At 36.8% G+C, this 23,114-nt stretch carries 20 protein-coding genes; 13 read left to right on the top strand and 7 right to left on the bottom strand.

All coding sequences use genetic code 11. From position 1 onward, the window contains the following. Positions 1-44 precede the first annotated feature (44 nt). The 3 genes from ACN5L8_RS14020 (at position 45) to ACN5L8_RS14010 (ending at position 3,787) form a co-directional block, all read left to right on the top strand. Positions 45-1,043 (top strand): enolase C-terminal domain-like protein, encoded by a 999-nt coding sequence (locus ACN5L8_RS14020; protein ID WP_120404579.1) that lies wholly within the window; start codon positions 45-47, stop codon positions 1,041-1,043. Between the two features lie 96 nt (positions 1,044-1,139). Further along, the gene (locus ACN5L8_RS14015) at positions 1,140-2,612 is read left to right on the top strand and encodes a lytic transglycosylase (protein ID WP_114706362.1); all 1,473 of its coding nucleotides are present in this window, start codon (positions 1,140-1,142) and stop codon (positions 2,610-2,612) included. A gap of 44 nt (positions 2,613-2,656) precedes the next feature. Continuing rightward, a complete protein-coding gene (locus ACN5L8_RS14010; protein WP_120404580.1) occupies positions 2,657-3,787 on the top strand; it encodes a glycosyltransferase family 4 protein in 1,131 nt (376 codons plus the stop codon). An 11-nt stretch (positions 3,788-3,798) separates the two neighbouring features. On the opposite strand, the gene ACN5L8_RS14005 is transcribed toward ACN5L8_RS14010, so the two are convergent. Together ACN5L8_RS14005 and ACN5L8_RS14000 are read right to left on the bottom strand one after the other, a co-directional pair. Next, positions 3,799-4,200, bottom strand: a complete 402-nt coding sequence (locus tag ACN5L8_RS14005) for an ExbD/TolR family protein (protein ID WP_114706360.1) — start codon at positions 4,198-4,200, stop codon at positions 3,799-3,801. After that, positions 4,197-4,712 (bottom strand): MotA/TolQ/ExbB proton channel family protein, encoded by a 516-nt coding sequence (locus ACN5L8_RS14000; protein WP_114706359.1) that lies wholly within the window; start codon positions 4,710-4,712, stop codon positions 4,197-4,199. Before ACN5L8_RS14000 ends, ACN5L8_RS14005 begins: the two co-directional genes overlap by 4 nt. A gap of 217 nt (positions 4,713-4,929) precedes the next feature. Between ACN5L8_RS14000 and ACN5L8_RS13995 the strand changes: the two genes are divergently transcribed. Next, the gene (locus ACN5L8_RS13995) at positions 4,930-5,208 is read left to right on the top strand and encodes an HPF/RaiA family ribosome-associated protein (RefSeq protein WP_120404581.1); all 279 of its coding nucleotides are present in this window, start codon (positions 4,930-4,932) and stop codon (positions 5,206-5,208) included. A gap of 169 nt (positions 5,209-5,377) precedes the next feature. Next, positions 5,378-6,199 carry a flagellin gene (locus tag ACN5L8_RS13990; protein ID WP_120404582.1) on the top strand — a complete coding sequence of 274 codons (822 nt, stop codon included), beginning with the start codon at positions 5,378-5,380 and terminating at the stop codon, positions 6,197-6,199. Here ACN5L8_RS13990 and ACN5L8_RS13985 read toward each other — a convergent pair. Further along, a complete protein-coding gene (locus ACN5L8_RS13985) occupies positions 6,196-8,397 on the bottom strand; it encodes a protein-disulfide reductase DsbD family protein (RefSeq protein ID WP_419173331.1) in 2,202 nt (733 codons plus the stop codon). The two genes, ACN5L8_RS13990 and ACN5L8_RS13985, sit on opposite strands and share 4 nt — an antisense overlap. A 234-nt stretch (positions 8,398-8,631) precedes the next feature. Here ACN5L8_RS13985 and ACN5L8_RS13980 point away from each other — a divergent pair, with 234 nt between their 5' ends. From ACN5L8_RS13980 to guaA, 4 genes are all read left to right on the top strand, one after another. Next, on the top strand, positions 8,632-9,351 hold the full coding sequence (locus ACN5L8_RS13980; RefSeq protein WP_120404584.1) for a hypothetical protein: 720 nt from the start codon (positions 8,632-8,634) through the stop codon (positions 9,349-9,351). Further along, positions 9,317-10,630: a hypothetical protein gene (locus tag ACN5L8_RS13975; RefSeq protein ID WP_419173330.1), complete on the top strand. Its 1,314-nt coding sequence runs from the start codon at positions 9,317-9,319 to the stop codon at positions 10,628-10,630. The genes ACN5L8_RS13980 and ACN5L8_RS13975 overlap by 35 nt, the downstream gene beginning before the upstream one ends. 91 nt (positions 10,631-10,721) lie before the next feature. Further along, positions 10,722-12,200: an IMP dehydrogenase gene (guaB, locus tag ACN5L8_RS13970; protein ID WP_114706353.1), complete on the top strand. Its 1,479-nt coding sequence runs from the start codon at positions 10,722-10,724 to the stop codon at positions 12,198-12,200. Between the two features lie 14 nt (positions 12,201-12,214). Further along, positions 12,215-13,768 (top strand): glutamine-hydrolyzing GMP synthase, encoded by a 1,554-nt coding sequence (gene guaA / locus ACN5L8_RS13965; RefSeq protein WP_334679224.1) that lies wholly within the window; start codon positions 12,215-12,217, stop codon positions 13,766-13,768. A gap of 213 nt (positions 13,769-13,981) precedes the next feature. Here the strand turns inward: guaA and ACN5L8_RS13960 are convergent, their stop codons facing one another. Continuing rightward, positions 13,982-14,722: an SDR family NAD(P)-dependent oxidoreductase gene (locus tag ACN5L8_RS13960; RefSeq protein ID WP_419173329.1), complete on the bottom strand. Its 741-nt coding sequence runs from the start codon at positions 14,720-14,722 to the stop codon at positions 13,982-13,984. A 92-nt stretch (positions 14,723-14,814) separates the two neighbouring features. Between ACN5L8_RS13960 and soxR the strand changes: the two genes are divergently transcribed. Then, positions 14,815-15,264 carry a redox-sensitive transcriptional activator SoxR gene (soxR, locus tag ACN5L8_RS13955; RefSeq protein WP_240406492.1) on the top strand — a complete coding sequence of 150 codons (450 nt, stop codon included), beginning with the start codon at positions 14,815-14,817 and terminating at the stop codon, positions 15,262-15,264. Here the strand turns inward: soxR and ACN5L8_RS13950 are convergent. The 3 genes from ACN5L8_RS13950 to ACN5L8_RS13940 form a co-directional block, all read right to left on the bottom strand. After that, a complete protein-coding gene (locus ACN5L8_RS13950) occupies positions 15,247-15,594 on the bottom strand; it encodes a hypothetical protein (RefSeq protein ID WP_114706351.1) in 348 nt (115 codons plus the stop codon). The genes soxR and ACN5L8_RS13950 overlap by 18 nt on opposite strands. Before the next feature lie 307 nt (positions 15,595-15,901). Continuing rightward, positions 15,902-16,822: a hypothetical protein gene (locus ACN5L8_RS13945; protein ID WP_114706350.1), complete on the bottom strand. Its 921-nt coding sequence runs from the start codon at positions 16,820-16,822 to the stop codon at positions 15,902-15,904. A gap of 111 nt (positions 16,823-16,933) precedes the next feature. Next, on the bottom strand, positions 16,934-17,407 hold the full coding sequence (locus tag ACN5L8_RS13940) for a CBS domain-containing protein (RefSeq protein ID WP_162929574.1): 474 nt from the start codon (positions 17,405-17,407) through the stop codon (positions 16,934-16,936). Between the two features lie 107 nt (positions 17,408-17,514). Between ACN5L8_RS13940 and ACN5L8_RS13935 the strand changes: the two genes are divergently transcribed. From ACN5L8_RS13935 to ACN5L8_RS13925, 3 genes are all read left to right on the top strand, one after another. Further along, positions 17,515-17,952, top strand: a complete 438-nt coding sequence (locus tag ACN5L8_RS13935) for a YqaA family protein (protein ID WP_120404590.1) — start codon at positions 17,515-17,517, stop codon at positions 17,950-17,952. A gap of 77 nt (positions 17,953-18,029) precedes the next feature. Next, complete coding sequence (dnaE, locus tag ACN5L8_RS13930) at positions 18,030-21,671, top strand: DNA polymerase III subunit alpha (protein ID WP_114706341.1); 3,642 nt, start codon at positions 18,030-18,032, stop codon at positions 21,669-21,671. 47 nt (positions 21,672-21,718) lie between these two features. Further along, the gene (locus tag ACN5L8_RS13925; protein ID WP_419173328.1) at positions 21,719-23,110 is read left to right on the top strand and encodes a hypothetical protein; all 1,392 of its coding nucleotides are present in this window, start codon (positions 21,719-21,721) and stop codon (positions 23,108-23,110) included. Positions 23,111-23,114 lie beyond the last annotated feature (4 nt).

The following is a 23,114-nucleotide window of genomic DNA, read 5'->3' as shown; positions in this document are numbered from 1 at the left end:
TTAGTTATCAATATACTTATTATTTTAAAGCTTTAGGTCACAATATGGAATGGGCAATAGATACTCAACTCGTAACACTAACAAAACCTTGGAAGATTTCAGGGGCAGAAGTTAATGCAAAACAAATTATTTATGTCACATTGAAAAATGGGCAATACATTGGTCGAGGTGAAGTTAGCTATGGATCTAAAGAAGACATAGATGTGGATTCATTAAGATTAGAACTTGATGAATTTGCTCGTGATTATGAAAATCACAGTGTTGTTCAATTTAATGAATTAAACCTATATTTAGATCAGTACGACTTTCAAACGCCTAGACTTAGACTAGGAATTGAGACGGCCTTCCTTGATTATCTTGTTAGGGCCACTGACTTATCTCCTTGGAAGATCCTAGGAACAAATACTGTAAAAAGTGTTAGCTCACTTGAGTCATTACCTGTTTTTTCAACTCTTGAAGAAGGCGAGAAGCTTGTAAAAGAAGCACAAACAGATGGTGTATTAAAACTTAAAATAACGAAAGAAACTTTTCCTACGCAAGTCGAGTTAATAAATACGTCTGCTAGAACTTTTGTTCTTGATGCAAATGAATCTTATGAAGCCGATGCAGAGCTTGTTTTAGAACATCTTGCTTTGATTAAAGGGGATAATGTCCTCTTTATTGAGCAACCGCTGTATCGCTCTGAATTTGCTGGCTATCGTAAGCTAAAAGAGGAATCTCCAATTGATATCTTCTTAGATGAAGGAATTGAAGATCATCGCTATCTCGACTCATTTAAGGACCTATGTCACGGTGTTGTCTTAAAGGTTTCAAAGGCAAATAGCCTTATGAAGTGCTTTTCTCAGCTGCAACAAGCAAAGAAGCTAGAGCTTAAAACGATGCTTGGCTGTATGGTAGAGTCAACTGTTGGAATTTCATCGTTATTCAATATTGCCTATGGTTTTGATTACTATGATTTTGATGGTTTCACTAAAATTAAAGATGAGTCAGATCCTCAGGTAATTTGGGAAAATGGAAAAGTCTTTTTGTCTAATATGAATTAAATTCCCCCTCGAAAAATTAGGGTGTTCATTTAAAATAATAGGACAAGTTGTTTTATTATTTTATAACACATTTTTGAGCACGAAATTTGAGGGCCCATGAAAAAAATCAATATCTTACTACCACTAATTATTCTTGTATCTTGCGCGAACGTTAAACCTAAATACACTAAAGGTATTGACCACGAAAAAGTAGAACAACCGAGTGTTGTTTATAAAGAAGTTGTAAAATATAAAGAAAAAGAATTAGAAAGCCTTAAGTCTTACACCATCAATAATATGGATAGGCTAGAGCTACATTATCATAAGAAGCACTTTGACTTTTGGGTAAAATATTTTACTGAAAAACAAAGAGATCTTTTTATTCGTTATGTAAATAACGGAGCTAAGTATAGAAATGTTATCGAAAAGATTATGCGCTCACATGGACTACCGGAAGACTTATTCTTCGTAGGACTTATTGAATCAGGTTATAATACTTTTATCAAGTCAAAAGCAGCTGCTGTGGGTCCTTGGCAATTTATTAAGGCCACTGGTAAAAGATATAAGCTAAGAGTTGATAGCTATGTTGATGAAAGAACTCATATCATTAAATCAACAGAAGCTGCTGCCCAATATTTTAAAGACCTTTATAATATTTTTGGTTCATGGGAACTTGCCTTAGTTGCTTATAATAAAGGTGAGTACGGGATTATTCGCTCTATCAGAAAGGGAAAGACTCGTGATTATATGAAATTAGTTTCAAGAAAGTTAATTCCAACTGAAACAATTTATTATGTTCCAAAAGTTGCGGCCGTAAGAGAAATTTATAATAATCCTGAAAAATATGGAATCAAGATTACTGAGTCGAAAGATAGTCCGTTTGAAAAAGTAAAGGCCCATCGTGTATCGAGTTCATTTAACCTTTATAAATTTGCAAAAGCTCGCGGGATTTCGGCCAAAACATTAAAAGTATTAAATCCTGATCTTAAGAGAAAGTGGATTAAAGTAAATCGTAGACGTGCTCAAGATATCTTCTTACCTTCAAGTAACTTCACAGACTATAAGTCACTTGCTGAATATGAGACTCGTAAGTATTTAAAGGGATCAGCATCAAGCTCATCTAAAACAGCTGGTGTTTACCGAGTAAGAAGAGGTGATAACCTAAGTACGATTGCAAGCCGTCTAGGAGTTAGAGTTTCTGATTTAAAGAGAATCAATGGAATTAGAGGATCTAAGATTCTTGTTGGACAAAGGCTTAAATATTCAACTCGTGGTGAAATGGTTACTCACCGTGTAAGAAGAGGTGATAACTTAATCGAGATCGCTAGACGCTACGGTGTTTCAGTTAGAAGTATTAAGTCACTAAATGGCCTTCGTTCAAGTAAGATCTTTATTGGTCAAAAGCTTAAGATCGCTTCTAATAATGCAAAAAGAGTTGCTCTTAAAAAGTATCGTGTTAGACGCGGTGATAATCTAACTGCAATTGCTCGTAAATTTAAAACTTCTATAAGAAAGATCAAGAAAGTTAATAGTATTAGAGGAAGTGCTTTATATGCTGGTCAGGTTATTAAAGTACCAAGTGAGGGATAGGCAAATAGCTTGTCTTCCCTTAAGCCGGGCCTTATACTGTAAAGATGAAAATTGGATTCGATGCTAAAAGAGCATTTCATAACTTTCGTGGACTAGGGAATTATTCTAGAGATTTAATTGCAAGTTTAAGTCGCTATCACACAGAACATTCATATTACTTATTTACGCCAGACTTTAATGACGATAGGGCCATTCATTGGCTCGATCAATACAATAACCTTAATGTTGTTAGGCCTAAAGATTTTGTTTCACGTAAGTTTCCAGCTTCATGGCGTTCATTTAAAGTTGCCCAAGAGGCTAAGGATTTAGAATTAGATATCTTTCACGGCTTAAGTCACGAACTCCCTCAAGGTATAGAGAAAACAGGAATCAAGACAGTAGTAACAATACATGATCTATTATTCTTACGTTTTCCTCAAAACTTTAAATGGCTTGATCGCCAGGTTTATTTTAAAAAAATTAAGTATGCTACAGAAGTTGCAGATGTGGTAATTGCAATCTGTGAACAAACTAAAACGGACTTAATTAATTATCTCGGTTGTCCGGCCGAAAAAATTCGTGTCGTTTACCAAACTTGTAATCCACGTTTTTATTCGCCAATACCTGTTGAAAAACAAGTGGCAACAGTGGAGCGCTACGGAATCCACGATAAATTCATTCTCTATGTTGGTGCAATTGAGCCAAATAAGAATACCATGACGTTGGTTAAGGCCTACGCTGATCTTAAGAAATCAATTAATCACAAACTCGTTATTGTTGGAAATGGCGGTAAGTATAAGAAGCAGGTTGAAAGCTATATTCATTCAAAGGGACTTGAAGATAGAGTTATTATCCTTTCAAATGTGACCAATGATGATCTTCCTGCCTTCTATCAACGTAGTGATCTTTTTTGTTTTCCATCTTTCTTTGAAGGATTTGGAATTCCAATTATTGAAGCATTATTTTCAAAGACACCAGTTATTACGTCTAAAGGATCTGTCTTTCCAGAAGCTGGTGGCCCAAATACGATTTATGTTGATCCAAATAACAAACAAGAGTTAAGTGAGCAGATTAGCAATGTGTTAACTAATCATGATCTTGCTTTTGAGATGGTTGAAATGGGCCGTAACTTTGTTGAAAAATTTCATCGTCGTCAAACGGCCCAGAACTTAGTTGATCTTTATAATTCTCTATAATTCTTTATTATCTACTTTTCAGTAATAAGTGAAAGATTTGTAAGACTGTACTTCTTTAAGACATCAAGAATCTTTACAAGTCTTGCATACTGAACTTCTTTATCTACTCGAAGATCAATAGGCTTATTCTTATCCTTAATTGCTGCTAGTTTTTCGTCAAGCTCATCCACTGTAAATTTCTTTCCAGCAATGGCCACTTCTTCTTTTGATAATTCTATTGTTAAAACTTTAGAATCTTGAGAAGCTTTCTCCCCAGACTCTGTCTTAGGTAGATTTAACAGTAGCGCTAATTCTGACTTTTTAAAGACAGTTGAAGTCATAAAGAAAATAAGAAGGAGGAAGACAACATCAATTAAGGGGGTGATATCCGCGCTTGCTTCTTGTCTTGTTCTTTTTTTACTTCTGGAACTCATAGAATTTTTTCCATAATTTCTTGTTCTAATTTTGATTCTAATTTATCCACACTTCCTAGTAGGTAGTTGTGACCAACAAAGTGAGGAATTGCGACAATCATCCCACCAACTGTTGTAATAAGGGCCATTGAGATACCTTGAGCAAATGATGCTGGATTTGATAATCCTGTTTGAGACATTACGTGGAAGGCCTTTAATACACCAACAACGGTACCAAGTAGTCCAAGTAGTGGAGAGATTGTTGCAATAATCTTAACTGTATTTAGACCCTTTTCTGCACCCATAACGTGACCAGCTAGATACTGCTTTGCAATTTCGATTTTTGACGTTGCATCCTTTTCTCCAACATCAGTAATTCTTTTTTGAATGTCGCTTGATGTTTGAGAAGTCATCTTCATCTCCACAGAGAGAAAGTATGCCTTAGATAACATAATTGCCCATCCAACAATATTGATGAATAGTAGAATGTACATAATCAATCCACCTTGCTGGATATATTCGTATAAGCGCATTAAAACTCCTTCTAATTTAATAAATGTAACTATCTAATTTTATGATAAATATGGTGTCATGAGAACACTAAAATATGATCTATTTCATACACCTTTCAAACAATTTATTACTTTAAATCTTTTTGACAAAAACCTAACATAAAACAGATTTCAAAAAAGATGAGAGTGCTATTATGTATTTGTAGAGATAAATAGGAAAAAAACAAACGGAGGTCCTATGAAATACAATTTAAGCTTTCACAATGTCGATCACTCAGATGCTTTTGAAGACTATGTTGCAAAGAAATTAAAAGGTATCTCACACGATCATAGAAATGTGGGGCATATCCAATTCGTGGCCGACAAAAAAGGTCCAGAATATATGTTCTCTGCAAATGTTAATGGTCATAAGCATCAATTCCATAAAAAAGCTAAAGGAGACAATGTTTACCAAGCCGCAGCAGATGTTCTAGTGGCCTTTAAAAACTGGTATCGAGATCAAAAAGCTGCCAGTTAGTTGAGATTACTAGGTATTAGATAATCTTTTCATTTTAACTTCCAAACACCGCCCAGAGCTCAAGGAATTTTCTTAAGCTCTGGGCAAAAATTTCCGATAAATTCAATAACATTCAGTTTCACTCAAGGTTAGAGTGAATTTAACAAGTACTAACTAGGTAATATCAAGGATGAGAGTAGGTACTAACGTCACATCGCAATTAGCGAAGCGAATGTTAGGTAATGTGAATGATCGCCATATGAGCGAGACTCGCAAACTATCAGGCGCTAAGCGTATCTATGAAGCTGCAGTAGATCCTGCAGGTTCTGCTATTGCGCTTAAAATGACGGCCCAGAACCGCTCTAATCTCCAGGCCCAAAGAAATTCAAACGATAGCTACTCAATGCTAGAAATTGCTGATGCAACGATGGGGACGATGCATGATATTGCAATACGTCTAAAAGAACTTTCAATCCAAATGGCCTCCGACACATATGCGCCAAGTGAGAGAAGAAATGCTGATAGAGAATTTCAGCAGCTTACTAATGAGATGATTCGAGTCCAAGAAAATGCACAATACAATGGAACAAGACTTCTCGATGGCACAGGTCGAGACCTTGAGATGCAGGTGGGGATTCGAAATGATGCTAAGAATGATCGAGTTCGCTACAATATTAGTGAAATTATGACATCAAATCGCCACCTTAGTGCACACTCTGTTAATACTAAGGAGAGTGCTAGAAATGCCATGCAAGCGGCCGATGATATGATTGAGAAGATTTCACACTCTCGCTCAAAGGTTGGCTCAACAATGAAGCGAATCGAGAGTACGACAACAAACTTACAAATTAATTATGAAAACTCAGAGTCTGCGAGATCAAAGATTGAAGATACTGACTTTGGAGAGTCTGCTGCTAAAAAGGCCTTGGAGTCAATAAAGATGGAGTCAGCAACTGCCTTTTTAGCACAAGCAAATGTTGGGCCTTCAGCAGTTGCTAAGTTACTTGATTAGTTTACACCAAGTGCCTTCTTAACTTCACTTAATGAAATTGTCTCACCAAGTTTAATAAGATTACCTTTATCATCAATAACAAAGTAGGCCGGAACTCCTACCATTCCTTGTGACTTAAGCCATTTTCCGATATGCTCATCTTTCTTTGTCCAGTCTCCAAGTAGTAAGTCGACATTATTCTCATCAACCATCTCTTTAAATGAATCTGTATTTATAACGAGCTTCTCATTAACTTTACATGTGATACACCAACGTGCTGTGAAATCGATAAAAGTTAATTTCTTTTCATTAATTCGCTGGTTCATAGCATCTTCTGTCCACTTAACCCACTCTAGGCCTTCACGCTTTTTGTCTTCAATAAGAGAGTTCCCACTTCCACTAGTATTAAGTGGAGTTGTAACAGAAGTATAGCCTAAGTATAAAGTAGGGATTAGAACGAGAATTGTCGCATAGACTTTCTTGGTCATTTTCTTTCTCATGTAAAAGAAGAAGAAAGTAAATACCAGCGCTGATTTTATATACATCATGGCAACAGCAGAACCAACAAGAGCTGAGTAAACGTCTAGTAGCCAAACTACTGTAAGGATAAGTGTTAGGCCAAGTAGCTTTTTAACGTGCTCCATCCACATACCTGGCTTAGGTAAGAAACGGATAAGAGCAGGAAAGAATCCTGTTAATAAAAATGGAGCACTTAGTCCTAGACCGATAAATAAAAAGATTAAAAAGATATTTAACGTCGATTCAGAAAATGCAAAAGTTAGTGCTGTTCCTAAAAAAGGAGCCGAACATGGTGTTGAGAGAATCGTTGCAAGAACACCGCTGATAAAATCACCTGAGTACGTATTCCTAATTTCAACATTTCCTAAGGTTGAACCTCCTGGAGTTTTGAATTCAAATAGTCCAAATAAGTTAAGGGCCATAATAAAGATGACAAAGACCATTAAAGAAACAAAGAGTGGAGATTGTAATTGGAAGCCCCAACCAACTTGTTCACCTGATGCCTTTAATCCAACAATCGCAGCTGCTAATGCTACAAATGTGGCCATAACACCAAGAGAGTAGAAGAGATTGTGCTTAAAGATTCGCCCACGACTTTCTTTTGAGTGTTTAATTAAGCCAAAGAGCTTTAGTGAAATTACCGGTAAAACACACGGCATGATATTTAAGATTAAACCACCAATAAAGGCCATGAGTAGAAAGTAAGGTAGTGAAGAACCTGACTGGTTATTCATTACTTTTGAATCAACTTTCTTTTGAGTATTATCTACTGGTGTTAAGGTTTTATAGAAACTAGAAAATGATTCACCATTTTTTCCAAAAGATGCCACTTCGTAATCAACTCTATAACTTTCATTAGTCACTGGATCATTAAAGACAAATTTGAACGTAATAGGCTCTTTAAAGTTACCATCTTCTGGTAGGGGATATTCTGGCTCAAGATATGCACCATCCCAGTCCATCATGAAAGAGCCGTAATGATTTCCCTTTTTATCTTTATAAATCTTTTCTCTCTTAAAAGTGAATGGACTCGTTGTATATGGTGTCAGAATATTTTGAGCTCTCTTAAGCTTTTGTCCTTCTCCAGTAATATTGTAGAAAAGGGCCATATCATCACCATGTTGAGTTAGTGTGATATTTAAATATGTTGGTAGAGTTCTCTTTCTTGGAAGGTTATTGAATCGTTCTACAATTTCACTCTCAGAGATCGTAATATCATTTTGGCTTGATGAAAATTTTCCATCGCTAAATGTACCTTTAATGATTTTTTCTTGTGGGATACAAATATCACGACAGATTAAATATTTAAGATGAACTTGAAAGTTATCACTATTTTTAAATTGGTTATTTAAATAGAAGAAGTACGAGTAGTCGTTCTTATGACCAAATGTTTGAATATCTCCTTTTTCAATGAACTTATGAGGAGTAGGCCATTCAACCATCTCAAGGACAATCTTATCTCCTTGGTCTTTAAACTCAAACTCTGTGGCAAGTCCAGAGTCACCAGGATTTTCCCAATAGGTGTGCCATCCTTCTTGATTGCGTAGGTTGATGACAAGAAAGTTGGAGTCATTAATTTTAGTTGAGGTTACTTGTGCCTTTAGGAGATTAGAGTAGTCTTCTTTTTGAGCATTAGCTGTAAAACTGCTTAGGAGTACTCCCGTAAATACTATAGAGAGCACAAGTCTTAATTTATTCATCTTTTATCCTTAATGATTCTTAATAACTGATAAAGCCTTAGCGGTAATTATACGCTAAAAATTCACGCTAAATCCATGATTTGACAAAGATTTGACGTTAAAAACCGAGAAAAGACATTTAAAAGCTTAAGTTTATTAAGTGCTTGAAATTACGTTGGACTAATTTTTACTAAATATTTTAGTCTGATATCCGAAGAGATAATAGAAGAGGTACTAATAAACGAGGAAAAAAACGTGAAAACCTTGAATAAATTATTTTTTGCAATGGCCGTGGTTTCGCTAACATCTTGTAGTTATGTTGAGCATTTTGAAAAACGTGCTCAAGTTATTAACGGACTAGAGGATCGAATTCTTCTTTTATCTAAAGAGAATCAGGATCTAAAGAACAAGCTGATGCAGGCCAATTATAAGGTTAAGACTCTTGAAAGTCGCAATTTCTATCTTGAAACACAATTGAAAGATAAAGCGCCAAAGAAAGAGACTTATATGCAGCGTGAGATAGCAAGTGTTGCAAAGGTAAATAGTAACGACCTTGTTAAGTATGATGTGTATAAGTGGGATGCAAAAGAGATGATCTCTATTGCTCAAAAAGAATTTGATGCGAAAAATTATGAAAAGAGTGCACAGTTCTTTAACTCATACACAAAGAATTTTCCTAACTCAAAAGATGTCGATGCTGATTTCCTCTTTCAAGCTGGTGTCGCAAGTTACGAGTCAGGTAAGCATTATGATTGGAGTGAGAAGTACTTCACATATCTTACGAAAAAGTATCCAACTTCAAAGTATTACTTAGGTGCTAAGCTTTGGCTTGGAATGAGTTACCTAAAGCAAAATAGAAGAGATGAATTCTTTGCTGTCGTTGAAGAATTCAGAAAGAAATATAGAAACACTCCTGAATGGAATATTTTAAGTGGGCACTATGAGAAAATCGTACAGAAGTATAAAAAGAACTAGTTTACTCGTTCTAACATTAATAAGCTCTTTTGTTATGGCCGCACCTGAGTCCTCAGTTGAGAGAACTCCTCGTGCCGTTGTTGCCAAGGTTCAAGGGAATGTCTTTGTTACTAATGGCGATAAGACAAAGAAGGTCGATGCTGGAAGTTATCTTTATGATTTCGATGATATCTTTACAGAAGTCGGAGCAGAGCTTGTTTTTAGAGATTACTTCGATCACGAATACCATGTCTCTGGTTCAAGTTATATTTCAGTTCTAAATAAGATTGTTGAACTTAAGTCAGGATATATCTGGGTTAAGTCAATGGAAGAGACTGATGATTCATTTCAATTACAAACAGTAAACTCGACAATAAATTACAATAATGGAGAGTTCATTGCTTCTTATGATCCAGATAATGGAAAAACTCAAATTCTAAGTATTAAAGGAACACATACTTTTAATAATAATGTTTATGAATTTATGAAAGAAAAAGTTGGGCCAGGACGATTTTCATTTATAAAAGAAGATTATGAAAATGGTGCGCCAAGAGTTCCAACGCCTATTTCTTCAAGTGCATATCAGGCAGTCACATCTTTATTCCCAGCAGTTAAGCCAATGGATGAGAGACGAATTGCTGCAAAGGCACCAACACACAAAGATAATAAAATCAAACAAGAGCTTTATTCAAAGAAGGCAAAGCGCTCTACGGCCTCAGTTCATTTAAGAGAGGAGATGAGAGTATCTAATAAGCCTGGTGAAATTGTTGTACGTCGTTCAACTTATGATCAAACAAGACGTAATATTGCTTCTGTTCCAGTAGAAGAAAACAGCAGAAGTGAAAAACTTGAGAGAATTTATAGAGAAAAAATGAGAAAACTTGCTTCACAGGCACCTGCGAAAAAGCCTGTAAAAAAGAAGTTTAAGCCAAGTTATACAAAGAAATCTGATGTAGAAGTAAATATTCATCGTTCGAATTTGCGAGTTCCGGCCTCTGATGATTCTTCAACTCCAGATCTGCCACAAATGGCCCCTGAGATCGCTCCGGAAAAGCCGGCACCAGTAAGAAAGTTTCGTCCAGCGAAACCTGCGCCACAGGCGGCTCCAACTTCAATAAAGAAGAGCTCATCTCGTAATCCGGCATCTGTTCCAAGTCCTGTTAGGGATGATCTAAAGAACGATATCTTTGAGAGTTCTTTGCGTCGTGAATATATCAATCAAAAGAAGCATAACGATGCTATCAATAGCTTAATTAATGATCTTGAGAGTTATAGTCAGGATTATAAGCAAGCGTACTAAAAAAATATCCAGCTATTATAAAAAAATGATCTCAGTTAAAATATAAGCAATTATTTTGCTTATATTTTAACTATTTAGCTGGGATTAAAAAATGTCAAACACACCAATTGAACAGGCCTTAACTTATGATGATGTCTTACTTAAGCCAGGCTATTCTGAAGTCCTACCAGGGGATGTAAATCTAAACACAAAATTTTCTCGAAATATTCATTTGAATATTCCAATTGTATCTGCGGCAATGGATACAGTTACAGAATCAAAAACTGCAATTGTTATGGCCCAACAAGGTGGAATAGGGGTTATTCATAAGAATATGAGACCAGAAGACCAAGCCTGGGAAGTGGAAAAAGTAAAGAAATTTGAATCAGGTGTTGTCTTAAATCCAATTACAGTTAAAGAAGATATGCATCTTGAGGATGTCATTCGATTAACAAGTAAGAATAAAATTACAGGTGTTCTAGTTGTTGATGATAAGGACTATCTAATCGGAATCCTAACAAGTCGAGATATTAGATTTGAGCAAAACCTCAATCAGAAAGTTAAAGATATCATGACGCCAAAAGATAAGCTTGTTACTGCTGTTGAAGGAATTGAATTAGATGAAGCACAAAAGATCCTTCATAAGAATCGCATTGAAAAGCTTCCTATCGTTTGTAAGGAAGGTAAGCTTAAAGGGCTGATTACGATTAAGGATATTTTAAAGAGAATTAATTTCCCAAATTCTAATAAAGATAGTCTCGGAAGACTTCGTGTTGCTGCTGCAATTGGAGTGGGAGATAAAGAAGTTATGCGTGCTCAACACCTAATTAATGCAGATGTTGATTGCATTATTATTGATACTGCTCATGGACATTCTAAAGGTGTCATTGAGATGGTTAAAACAGTACGCTCGTTAATTAAAAAAGATCAAAATGTTGATATTATCGCCGGAAATATTGCAACACCTGAAGCTTGTCAGGCCCTAATTGATGCCGGAGTAGACGGAGTAAAGGTAGGAATTGGTCCAGGATCAATTTGTACAACTCGTGTTGTTGCCGGTATTGGGGTTCCTCAACTTTCGGCCATTATGGACTGTGCAACAGTTTGTCATAAGGCAGCTATTCCATTTATCGCAGATGGTGGAATCAAGTACTCTGGAGATATTGTTAAGGCCCTTGCTGCTGGAGCAAGTTGTGTCATGCTAGGTTCAATGTTTGCTGGCTGTGATGAAACTCCAGGTGAAATGGTTTTATATCAAGGACGAACTTATAAAGTTTACCGCGGAATGGGATCTCTTGGTGCCATGAAACTTGGTTCTAAAGATCGTTATGGTCAAGGTGATGTTGATGATCAAAAACTCGTTCCAGAAGGAATTGAAGGACAAGTGCCTTATCGTGGAAGCCTTGCTTCAAATATCTATCAATTAAATGGTGGTATCAGAAGTGGTATGGGCTATATCGGTGCAGAAACAATTGTTCAAATGCAAGAAAAAGCACAATTTGTAAAAATCACAGCGGCGTCTTTAAAAGAAAGTCACCCACATGATGTCATGATTACAAAAGAAGCACCAAATTATCAAATTGAGAAATAAAAGGTTTTAAAAAGATGAGTGCAAGACAAATATGGATCGTGGACTTTGGTTCACAATACACACAATTAATTACAAGAAAGTCTCGTGAACTTGGTTATTCAAGTGAGATTATCACAGTAAAGAAGGCCCGTGAGTTCTTTAAAGAAGGCAAAAGACCTAATGCTTTAGTTCTTTCTGGTGGGCCACAATCTGTTTTTGAAGATGATACCAATTATGACTTTGTCTTTGATAATAAGGACCTTCCAATTTTAGGTGTCTGCTACGGTATGCAACTTATGGGGAAGTACTTTGGCGGCGTTGTTGAAAAGGGAACAATCGGTGAATATGGCCATGCTAAGATTCATCTTTTAAATGAATTTAAAATGGATGGTGTTCCTGATGAAGTCAATGTTTGGATGTCACACTCTGATCATATCTCGAAGCTACCAAAAGACTTTGATTTGGTCATGGAGTCTGCAAACGGGCTTGTTTCAGCTATTGAGCATAAAGAGCGTCCAATGATGGGTCTTCAATTTCATCCAGAAGTTGAACATAGTGAACATGGAAAAGATATTTTAAATCATTTCTTTAAAGATGTAGCAAAGCTTGAAAAAGACTGGGATGCTACAGAGATGCTTGAAGAAGCAAAAGATCTTGTACGCGGAATTGAAAAATCAAAGGTTCTTTGTGCATTTTCTGGCGGAGTTGACTCACTCGTTGCAGCTCAACTCTCACATGAAGTTATTGGAGATAACCTCTATTGTTTCTTTGTTGATCACGGACTTCTTCGTCCACAAGATTATAATCATATTGAAATATTAAAAGAAAAAACAAATCTTAATATTGAAGTTATCGATGTTAAGGATGAGTTTATGGCCAATCTAAAAGGGAAGTCAGATCCAGAAGATAAGCGTAAGGCCATTGGTAAAACTTTTATTGATGTCTTTGAAAAGAAAGTAAAAGAATATCAGGATTCACACGATATTAATTTTGAATACCTTCTTCAAGGAACTTTATATCCAGATGTTATTGAGTCAATTTCTCCACATGAAGAAGATGGAAAGTCAGTAACAATTAAGTCTCACCACAACGTTGGTGGACTTCCTGAAAGAATGAACTTAAAGCTTCTTGAGCCTCTTCGTTATCTCTTCAAAGATGAAGTAAGAAAAATGGGAGAGGAATTAGGTCTTGAGCATGGCTGGGTTCATCGCCACCCGTTTCCTGGTCCAGGTATTGGGATACGTGTTCTAGGTGAGCTCACAGAGACTCGTATTGCACAAGTTCAACAAAGTGATCAAATTCTATTTGAAGAATTACACGCAAATAATTTATATCAATCAACATGGCAGGCCTTAACAGTTTTACTTCCAGTTAAAACTGTTGGTGTAAAAGGTGATGGCCGTGCTTATGAAGAAGTTATTTGTCTTCGTATGGTTAATTCTAGTGATGGAATGACTGCTACTTGGACAGATATGCCTCATGCATTCTTATCTCGCGTCTCATCTCGTATCACTAATGAGGTCAAAGGCATCACTAGAGTTGTCTACGACATTACGTCTAAACCTCCTGGCACTATTGAATGGGAGTAGCACCCGCATCATTTTGCATACGCAAAATGGGATGCGGTGCTACCGCCCGTGGCTTGAAATGAAACAATAATTCAACCGACCGACGTTTATGTCGGTCGTGTTGTTTCCGGCGGTATGGGAAATCTCTCGCAAAGAAACACCCCCCAAACTAGCAACGCGTACTTTAAGTAATGTAGAGGCCCAGTTTAGAACTGGGCCTTTTATTTAACGAAATTATGGTAGGTATGCTCCACCACAAACTGGTGTATATGTACCTGTGATATGAGATGCACCTTCACTTGCTAGGAAGCGAACTGTGTTTGCTACATCTTCAGGGATTGCAACTCGACCTGTTGGTGTCATTGACTTAATGAATTCAATGAAATCTTCGCCTGATCCTTTTGTTGCATCTGTAAGTACAAGTCCTGGCGCTACGATATTTGATGTAATACCAAATTGACCTAATTCTTGTGCAATATATTTACTCATGCTATCAAGTGCACCTTTTGCTGATCCGTGAGCAATAAAGTTAGGAGCAGGGTCTTCAGAAAGTGTACTAGAAATAAAGATTAGTCTTCCAAACTTCTTCTGTTTCATATTCCTTGCAGCAAGTTGCGCAGTTACATATGAGGCATGTACTTCATCATTTAGCTTTTGTGAAAATTCTTCCCAAGTTTGTTCTGTAAATGGCTTAGGAGTGAAGTTCATATTGGCGTTTGATACTAAGATATCAACGCCTCCAAACTCGTCAATTTTATCGAACATCGCCTTAACTTGTGCATCATCTCTAACATCAGCTTGTACAGGAATTGCTTCACCACCAGCATCGATTATCTCTTTTGCTAAATCATTTGCAGCTTGTGTACTGTTTACAAAATTAATGAACACACGATTACCATCGGCTGCAAGGGCCTTAACTGTTGCAGCTCCAATTCCACGTGCTCCTCCTGTTACCAGGGCATTTCTTTTTGTCATACTTATCCTCCAATTTGGAATGTTGAAATAAATTTAATTCTGAGTTAAATTATAAAACCTCAAGTTAACTTGAGGTCAATAGTGAGGAAATTTTGCATAAAGAAAAAGAATATTTATCAGTTGGTGAAATGGCAAAACGAAGTGGAGTGGCCGTATCGGCCATTCATTTCTATGAATCTAAAGGTCTTATTAGGTCTCATCGAAATAGTGGAAATCAGCGTCGCTTTCATCGAAATGAATTAAGAGTATTGAGTTATGTTAAGGTCGCACAAAAGATAGGTCTTTCTCTTGAAGAAATTAAAGATGCATTTAAGTCTATAGTAAATAAAGAGCGGCCAACACTCAATGATTGGAAGAAGCTTGGTGAGAATTGGGATCGTATTTTAACTGAGAGAATTGAATTAATTCAGAGGGTTAAGTCTCAATTAGGTCTATGTATAGGGTGTGGCTGCCTTTCTCTTCAAGATTGTCCATTAAGGAACCCTAACGATAAGTTAGGAGAAAAAGGCCCCGGGCCACAAATTTTACTTTCGACAGACTAGCTTATAAACAGTACCACCATTTACACTGGCCAATTCAAAGCGATTATTCATGTCAAAAGTTGCTGTTGAGGCAATGCCTTTTGTATAATCTGGCCCAAAAGTGATTTTAGCGACGTATTTTTCTTGATCGTATTTAGTGAAGACAAAGTATGCTTCTTCAATATCTGCATGAATCTTGTCATCTGAGTAATCAAATGCCTTCTCGAGCATCACTTCTTTACGTTGTGAATTCCCAAGATTATCTCTAAATGTTTTTGATCCAACGCATTCCATAGCAAAAGTGCTAGAAGCAAGAATTAGTGCGAGTGTGATTTGTGTCATTTTCTTCATTTGAAATTCCTTTTTATTTGGGGACTTCAAATTCTAAGAAATGAACGGTTATTAAGCAAAGATAATCTAAGCCTAGTTAGAAAGTGTAAGACTTTTTCTCGGTTTTAGTGGATTTTGAACTTACTGGATAAGTTTTACGAGTTCTCCACTAAAAGCACGTGACAGTAGAGCTGAGAATAAGAATATAAAGAATGTGGCCAATACTTGTTTGATAAATTTCTTTTCCATGAAAGAAATCTTACTAAACTTTAACAATAGGAAATACTTTTTTAATAATTGCCTAGGCAGTGTTCAGAATTTTACTTCGTTACTGAGCAAAAAGGTTAAGCTGATCAAGGCGAGATTCGCTCTTAGAAAAGATTGTTTCAACTGAGTGTTCAAGAACTTCACGTTTTTCGAAACCGTTATCATAAGTTTGGATGACAAAGAATGACATACGTGGAAATTTTGCTTTAAGCTCTTTCATCGCATCTGTAATGAGATCAATATTTCCAGCATCGTCATCACTCATCCCAAAGCGGTGATAATCAGAGTATCCGTATTGCTTTATAGCGAGTTCAACTGATTCAATAATGGCCTTGTACTTTAATTCTGGCACATTGTAGTTTTCACTTTCACCACCAAGACGTACTCGTGTTTCAGGATTTGAAACGGCGTAGACAGTGTGAAAATTTGGCATATTCGGAAGATGGCCTTCATTGTAGATAACCTCAATTCCTTGCTTGATGGTATCTTCTCGGTGGCCGCGAGCTGTAATAATAGAAACAGGTCTTTTGTTATAAGTTGCATGATAGAAGTGATTCCAGCTTGGAGCTTTCCAAGTAGAATCACTTCTTTCAAGTGCATTCTGGATATCGGTGATTAGTGACTGCTTTCTTCCGGTTAGTCGTTGAGTAAGCGAAAGATCTGAATCTCTAAAGTTACGGAAAGTTCCCGTCTCATCATCGAAGTCCATATGATAATCTTTATATAAACCTTCTTTACCAATAATTTTGTTGTGAGCAGCGAATTCGTGAGAAGAAAGAAGCTTCTCTTCGCCAGTTTCATTATGAAAGATAATAATAGGTGTTGAAAGGAAGACAACATTGTCATCAAAATCAAAGAAGTAAAAAGACTTTCCACCTAAGTGAAAGTTACGATCTTGCTCACGTGGCAAATCGAAACTTAGCTCAAGCTGTTCCTTATTCTTTGGGACTTTATGTCGATGGCGTCTTCTGGTAAAAACCATTTCCCTCTCTCATTATTATCTTTATCGCTGCATAATCGCAGAATAGATGGTCGTGTTCAACAAAAGAGAGGGGAGTGCGCATTTTTTACAGATGCTAAGTTGTTGAATTTTTTACCAGTTGGTTCCCTTCATGTTGTGAATCACTTCAAAGACGGTTGTCCTTTCAACGATTCCAATGACTTGCCCATTCTCAATAACGGGAAAGGTGTGGTAGGGGTAGTGAAGAAATAATTCCACGATGAATGTTAGAGTTGATTCTTTTGGAATCGTCACAACATTTTCGCTCATATAATGTTCGACCTTAGATGATGCATGATTATAGTACTTGGCATCAAGGCTGTATTTGAGACAGTCTTTTTGAGAAAGAAATCCTACAAGACGCTCATGTTCATCAACAACGGGAAGTCCTGTTATTTGATTCTTAATAAAGAATTCTCCAGCTTGCTGAATATCCATATCTGCATGAAGTGGCAGTGATTCTTTAATGACTCGGCTTATAATATTGTAGCTTGATGTAAAGTGCTCATCCTTTTCTCGTTGTCTTGGGGCCTTATCCCTTTCAATTGGTGGAGTATAATTTACCATGATGATCATTCCTTGAATTAAATTTGTATTTGGCTTTATGCTGATTTTATTGGGGAATTGTTAAAAGATTTTGCTTAATTGTTTGAAAATAATCATAATGATGAACAATGGACCTTATTCAAGAATATGGGGTTTTTGGCCTCTTCTTAATCTCATTTGCAGCAGCGACGATCCTGCCTTTTAGTTCTGAAGTATTTCTCTTTAGCGCCGTAAAACTAGGACTTCCCAAGACTTCAATTTTCTTGGCCGCAAGCTTTGGTAATTTTCTCGGTGGAGTGAGTTGTTATTACCTCGGCCATCTGGGGAAATTAAGTTGGTGTGAAAAATTCTTTAAAATTAGTAAAGAGAAAGTTCTTAATTTACAACACCACATTCAACGCTTTGGGGCCTTACTTGCTTCACTTACATGGATGCCAATAATTGGTGATCCCATGGCCGTGGCACTAGGATACTTTCGATGTCGCGTCGCGCCTACTTTTATCATGATGTTCATCGGTAAAGCGTTGCGTTATGTCTTTGTTATTTGGTTAGCAAATGAATTATAAGAATATGACAAAACACCTGGAAAATGGGATAATTAAATGCACGACACACTAATAAAATAAGACATTTTGAGGAATCCATGGAACAAGATAGTAACATCGAATCGAATGACACTACCGAAGCCAACGAAATTCAGAAATCATTAAAAGAAACACACCCTGATAGTTTTGTCCATTTACACCTTCATACACAGTATTCACTACTGGATGGAGCGATCCGTTTAAAGGATTTAATACCTGAAGCTCAAAAGCTTGGTGTTCCTGCAATCGCACAAACGGATCACGGAAATATGTTTGGTGCTATTGATTTCTACACTCGTTGTAAAGATGCTGGTATTAAACCAATTCTTGGTTCTGAAATTTATTTTACTCCTGGTTCTCGTTTTGATCGTCGTGCTGCCAAGAAGTCTGCTAATATTAGCTCTCAAGATGCTGAAGAGTCTTCAAGACAAATTCACCACTTAATTCTTCTTGCTAAAAATAATACTGGTTACCAAAACCTATGTAAGCTTCTATCAAAAGCCTACCTTGAAGGTTTCTACTATAAGCCTCGAGCGGATGTAGAATTACTTCGTGAATATTCAGAAGGTCTCATTTGTACGACTGCTTGTTTAAAAGGTGAGGTTGGTTATAACTTCTTTACTGGTCAAGATGAAAAGGCCATACGTGCAATTGAGAAACTAAGCGATATTTTTGGACCGGAAGACTTCTATTTAGAAATTCAAGAAAACGGTATTCCTGAGCAAAAAATTGTTAACGAAAAGGTTATCGACTTTGCTAAGAAAAATAATATCAAATTAGTTGCAACTAATGACTCTCACTATATGACGCCAGAGGATGCAACTGCACAAGAAGTTCTACTTTGTATTCAAACAGGTAAGACTTACGCCGATGAGAATAGAATGCGCATGACTTCAAATGCATTTTATTACAAATCACCAGAAGAGATGCGTGCCGCTTTTCATTATTGCCCAGAGGCCTGTGACAATACTCTGGAAATTGCAGATAAGTGTAATGTTGAACTTTCTTGGCATGATGATGATGGAAATCAAATTTATCATCTACCTGATTTTGAAATTGATACAGGTGAAACTCTTGATGAGTATTTCATAAGAGAGGTAAGAGAAGGACTTCAAGCTCGTTTTGATGGACCTCAGTTTAGAAATATTGTTAACCAACCGGATTGGGAAGAGCAGAAACCAAAGTATTATGAGCGTCTCCAGTATGAGATGGATCTCATTATGCAAATGGGATTCGTTGGATACTTCCTTATCGTTGCGGACTTCATTCAATGGTCAAAAGATAATGGAATTCCTGTAGGCCCTGGACGTGGTTCCGGAGCAGGTTCTCTCGTTGCTTATGCCTTAACGATTACCAATATTAATCCACTTCCATATAATTTACTATTTGAGCGTTTCATTAACCCTGAGCGTATTTCCATGCCTGACTTTGACGTCGATTTCTGTCAAGCGGGACGCCAGCGTGTAATTGAATATGTAACGCAAAAATACGGTGAAGATAAAGTAGGACAAATCATTACCTTTGGTAAGCTTCAAGCAAAGGCCGTTGTAAAAGACGTTGCTCGTGTATATGACTTAACATTTGCTGAAGCCAATATGATTTCAAAACTTATTCCTGATGAGATTGGAATTACACTTGATAAAGCAATTGAGATGGAGCCAAAACTTCAGGAGTTAATTGAAACTGATCCTAAGATTCGCCAAATCTTTACCATCTCAAAAAGACTTGAAGGACTCTATCGCCACGCTGGTATTCACGCCGCAGGTGTTATCATCACGAGTGAGCCACTCGTAAACTATTGTCCACTTTTTAAAGGGGCAAAAGGTGAGAAGGTTGTTCAATTTGATAAGGACTTCTCTGAGTTAATTGGACTTGTTAAATTTGACTTCCTTGGGCTTAAAACTCTAACCGTTATTGACTACGCTTCTGACTTTATCAAGCGTGACTATATGCCTGACTTTGATATCGAGGCAATCGACTACGAAGATAAGAAAGTTTATGACTTGATTTCTGAAGGGGATACAATTGGTGTTTTCCAACTGGAATCTTCAGGGATGCAGGATTTATGTCGTCGTATTTCACCAGATACTCTCGATGATATTACGGCCATTAACGCCCTTTATCGTCCAGGTCCGATGGGCTCGGGAATGCACGATGAATTCGTTGAGATCAAACACGGCCGAAAAGAAGAGACTTATCCATTTGAAGATCTTAAGCCAATTCTAAACGATACTTACGGAATCATCATCTACCAAGAGCAGGTTATGAATATTGCTCGTAAGGTTGCTGGTTACTCTCTTGGACAAGCGGATATGCTTCGTAAGGCCATGGGGAAAAAGAAACTTAAGGAGATGGAGCGCCATAAGCAAATCTTCTTAGATGGTGCAAAAGAAAGAAATTACGATCTAAAGATTGCAGAAACTCTTTATGATCAAATGGCAAAGTTTGCGGAATATGGTTTTAACAAATCACACGCTGTTGCTTATTCATATATTGCATATCAAACAGCATTCTTAAAAACTTATTATCCACCAGAGTTCTATGCAGGACTTCTAAGTACAGAACTTTCTAATACAGATAAGATCACGACAATTATTAACGATGCTAGAAAGCATGATATTGAAGTGCTTGCTCCTTGTGTTAATGAGTCCCTTTGGCTCTTTAACGTTGTTGATGGAAACCTTCGTTTTGGTATGGGTGCCATTAAGGGTGTTGGTGAAGGTGCTGTCGAAGAAATTATTCGAGAGCGTACAGAAAATGGGCCATTCGTTGGCTTTGTTGACTTCTGTGAGCGTGTAAATTTACGCCAAGTTAATAAGAGAACTATTGAAGCATTAATTCGCGTTGGTGGATTTGATGGTTGTGAAAAAGAACTTAATCGTCGAACGATGGTTGAGAATATGGAAATGGTTGTTGCCTTTGCTCAAAAGCGTCAAAAAGAAAAAGAGATGGGACAAACGAATCTCTTTGATCTTGGAGAAGGTGCAGAAGATACAGGTGCAAATAAATTAGATATTGATTATGTTAGCGACTGGGATGATCGAGATAAACTCCTTCAAGAAGCAGAGCTAATCGGAGTCTATGTTTCAGGTCACCCGCTTGATCGCTACCAAGGTGTTATTGAACAAATGGCATCGATGCCAATTGGGAAGATTCAAGATATTGATGGGCAGTCAAAAAGGGATATGGTTCTTGCGGGGATGATTGTTGAACGTAAGAATATCATGACAAAGAAAGGGGACCGCATGTGTTTTGCTACCCTAGAAGATTTGTCGGGTAAGATTGAATGTATCATTTTCCCAAAGACCTTTGTTCAGTATGAAGAAATTCTGGCAACAGATGATCCTCTCATTATGACTGGACAAGTGAACCTGGCAGAAGAACCGCGAAAATTCTTCCCATCTAAGATACAAAAACTTAAAGAACAGGCCGAGGAGCGAGTGTCATCAGTTAGACTAAATGTTGATACAGGTTCACTAAATGAAGGCCGTCTAAACCGTCTTAAGCAAACAATATTAGGTCATAGAGGGACTGTTCCACTTCATATTATTTTTGAACATGAAAATGGTAAGGCCCGTATGCCACTTGGAAGTGATTATCTTGTTAACCCAACGCCACAGATGGCCGCGAAAATTAATGAGATTTTTGATGCAGACGCGGTGAAGTTTATTATTGATGGAAAAATCAGTGATGTAAGGTAAAATAAACACGTAAGTTATTAAAGATTAGAATAAATCTAGGGATGGATATGAGAAAACTGATAATTTTACTCGCTTTTTTAGGCACAAGTGCGACTTATGCGGCCAGTGTAACAGCGAAGGGTCAATTCACATCAAAGCCAGGTGACACCCTCTCTTTCATAAAAAAGCAACTTTATGCCAATACAGTTCGTAACGTATTAGATTCAGAACTTCAAAAACTTGGCCTTGATCGAAAAACATTTTGGCAAAATTACGAAACAAAGTTTGAAGAGCACTTTGCTCCTATAAAAGAAAATTATGATCAAAAATTTGGTGCAGTAGATGAAGAGGGGAATCCTGTTCAATTAAGTGCTGCCCAAAAAGATCGATACGATCGAGGACTTCGATATAAGAAACTTACTTCACAAGCTTCTTATGGAAAGTTCAATTCTATTATCACTTCATATGCGATTAAGAAGATGTCGAAGTCTCTATCTCGAGCTGATACTCACTACATTACAATTAACGCTAAAGTTAATCGTAAACTTGTTTCAGAGATCTACTATCGATTTATTGGTACAGGTAAGAACCGTACATTCTCAAGACTATATTTGAATATCAATTACAAGTTAAATGATCTGACTTGGGAAGAAGTAGGTGTAAGCTCAAAATCAAAATTTACTGATGTTGTTGAAGAACATTGGTTGCAAGAGCTTTCTGCCAGCGTTGGTGGTGTTTTCCTAGATGGTATTGAAGTTGTAAACCCGTCAACTCGACAAGAAATCTATGAGCATTTAAAACAGCCCCTTGCTCAACTAAGAGAGGGCAATGACACTGCTATTTTTGGCTCACGCCAAAATGAACTTAGAAACTCCCTTATGATGAACTTAGATATTACATTATCTAAAGAGTACAAGGACGAAAAGCAGCAGATCATTAATATCAAAACCTTTGGTGGTTTTGTTCTAACTGACTTACGTGATGGTGCCGTGGTTACTTTTACTGATTTTGCTCCAGCTTCTCAGGAGTATTCGACAAAAGATCCTCATAAGCAAAGCTCTGAGATCGCAAGTTTTGTTTATCAGCTTCCAATTAGTGAAATGAAGTCATTAAAGAGAACTGTTAAAGAAAAAGTCTCTATCAAGAACTCATTTGAGATCGTATTAAAAAATACGAAAAATATTAATGAAGCTTTTGATTTTGCAGGAATGCTAAAAGAAGAAGGTGTTGTTTATTTCTTTGATCCACAAATTTCTGCAACTCTTCGTAATGTTGTTAATATAACAATCACTTTTTCTGGTGATAAAGATAAGGCAATGGAAGTCTTAGAAAAGTTTAAAACAGTTAAGCTTGGTGATGAGGCCATCGTAAAAAGAGATGATACTCTTCCATTTGTTTTTAATGTTATTCATAATAATGAAAGTCCATTAACAAAAAAAGTTGAATCAAAGAGACAGTAATAAG

Source organism: Halobacteriovorax sp. (genome assembly GCF_048381875.1).
Classification (GTDB): Bacteria; Bdellovibrionota; Bacteriovoracia; order Bacteriovoracales; family Bacteriovoracaceae; genus Halobacteriovorax_A; species Halobacteriovorax_A vibrionivorans.
Note: the sequence above shows the minus strand (reverse complement) of the source record. Positions and strands in the feature narration are given on the sequence as shown.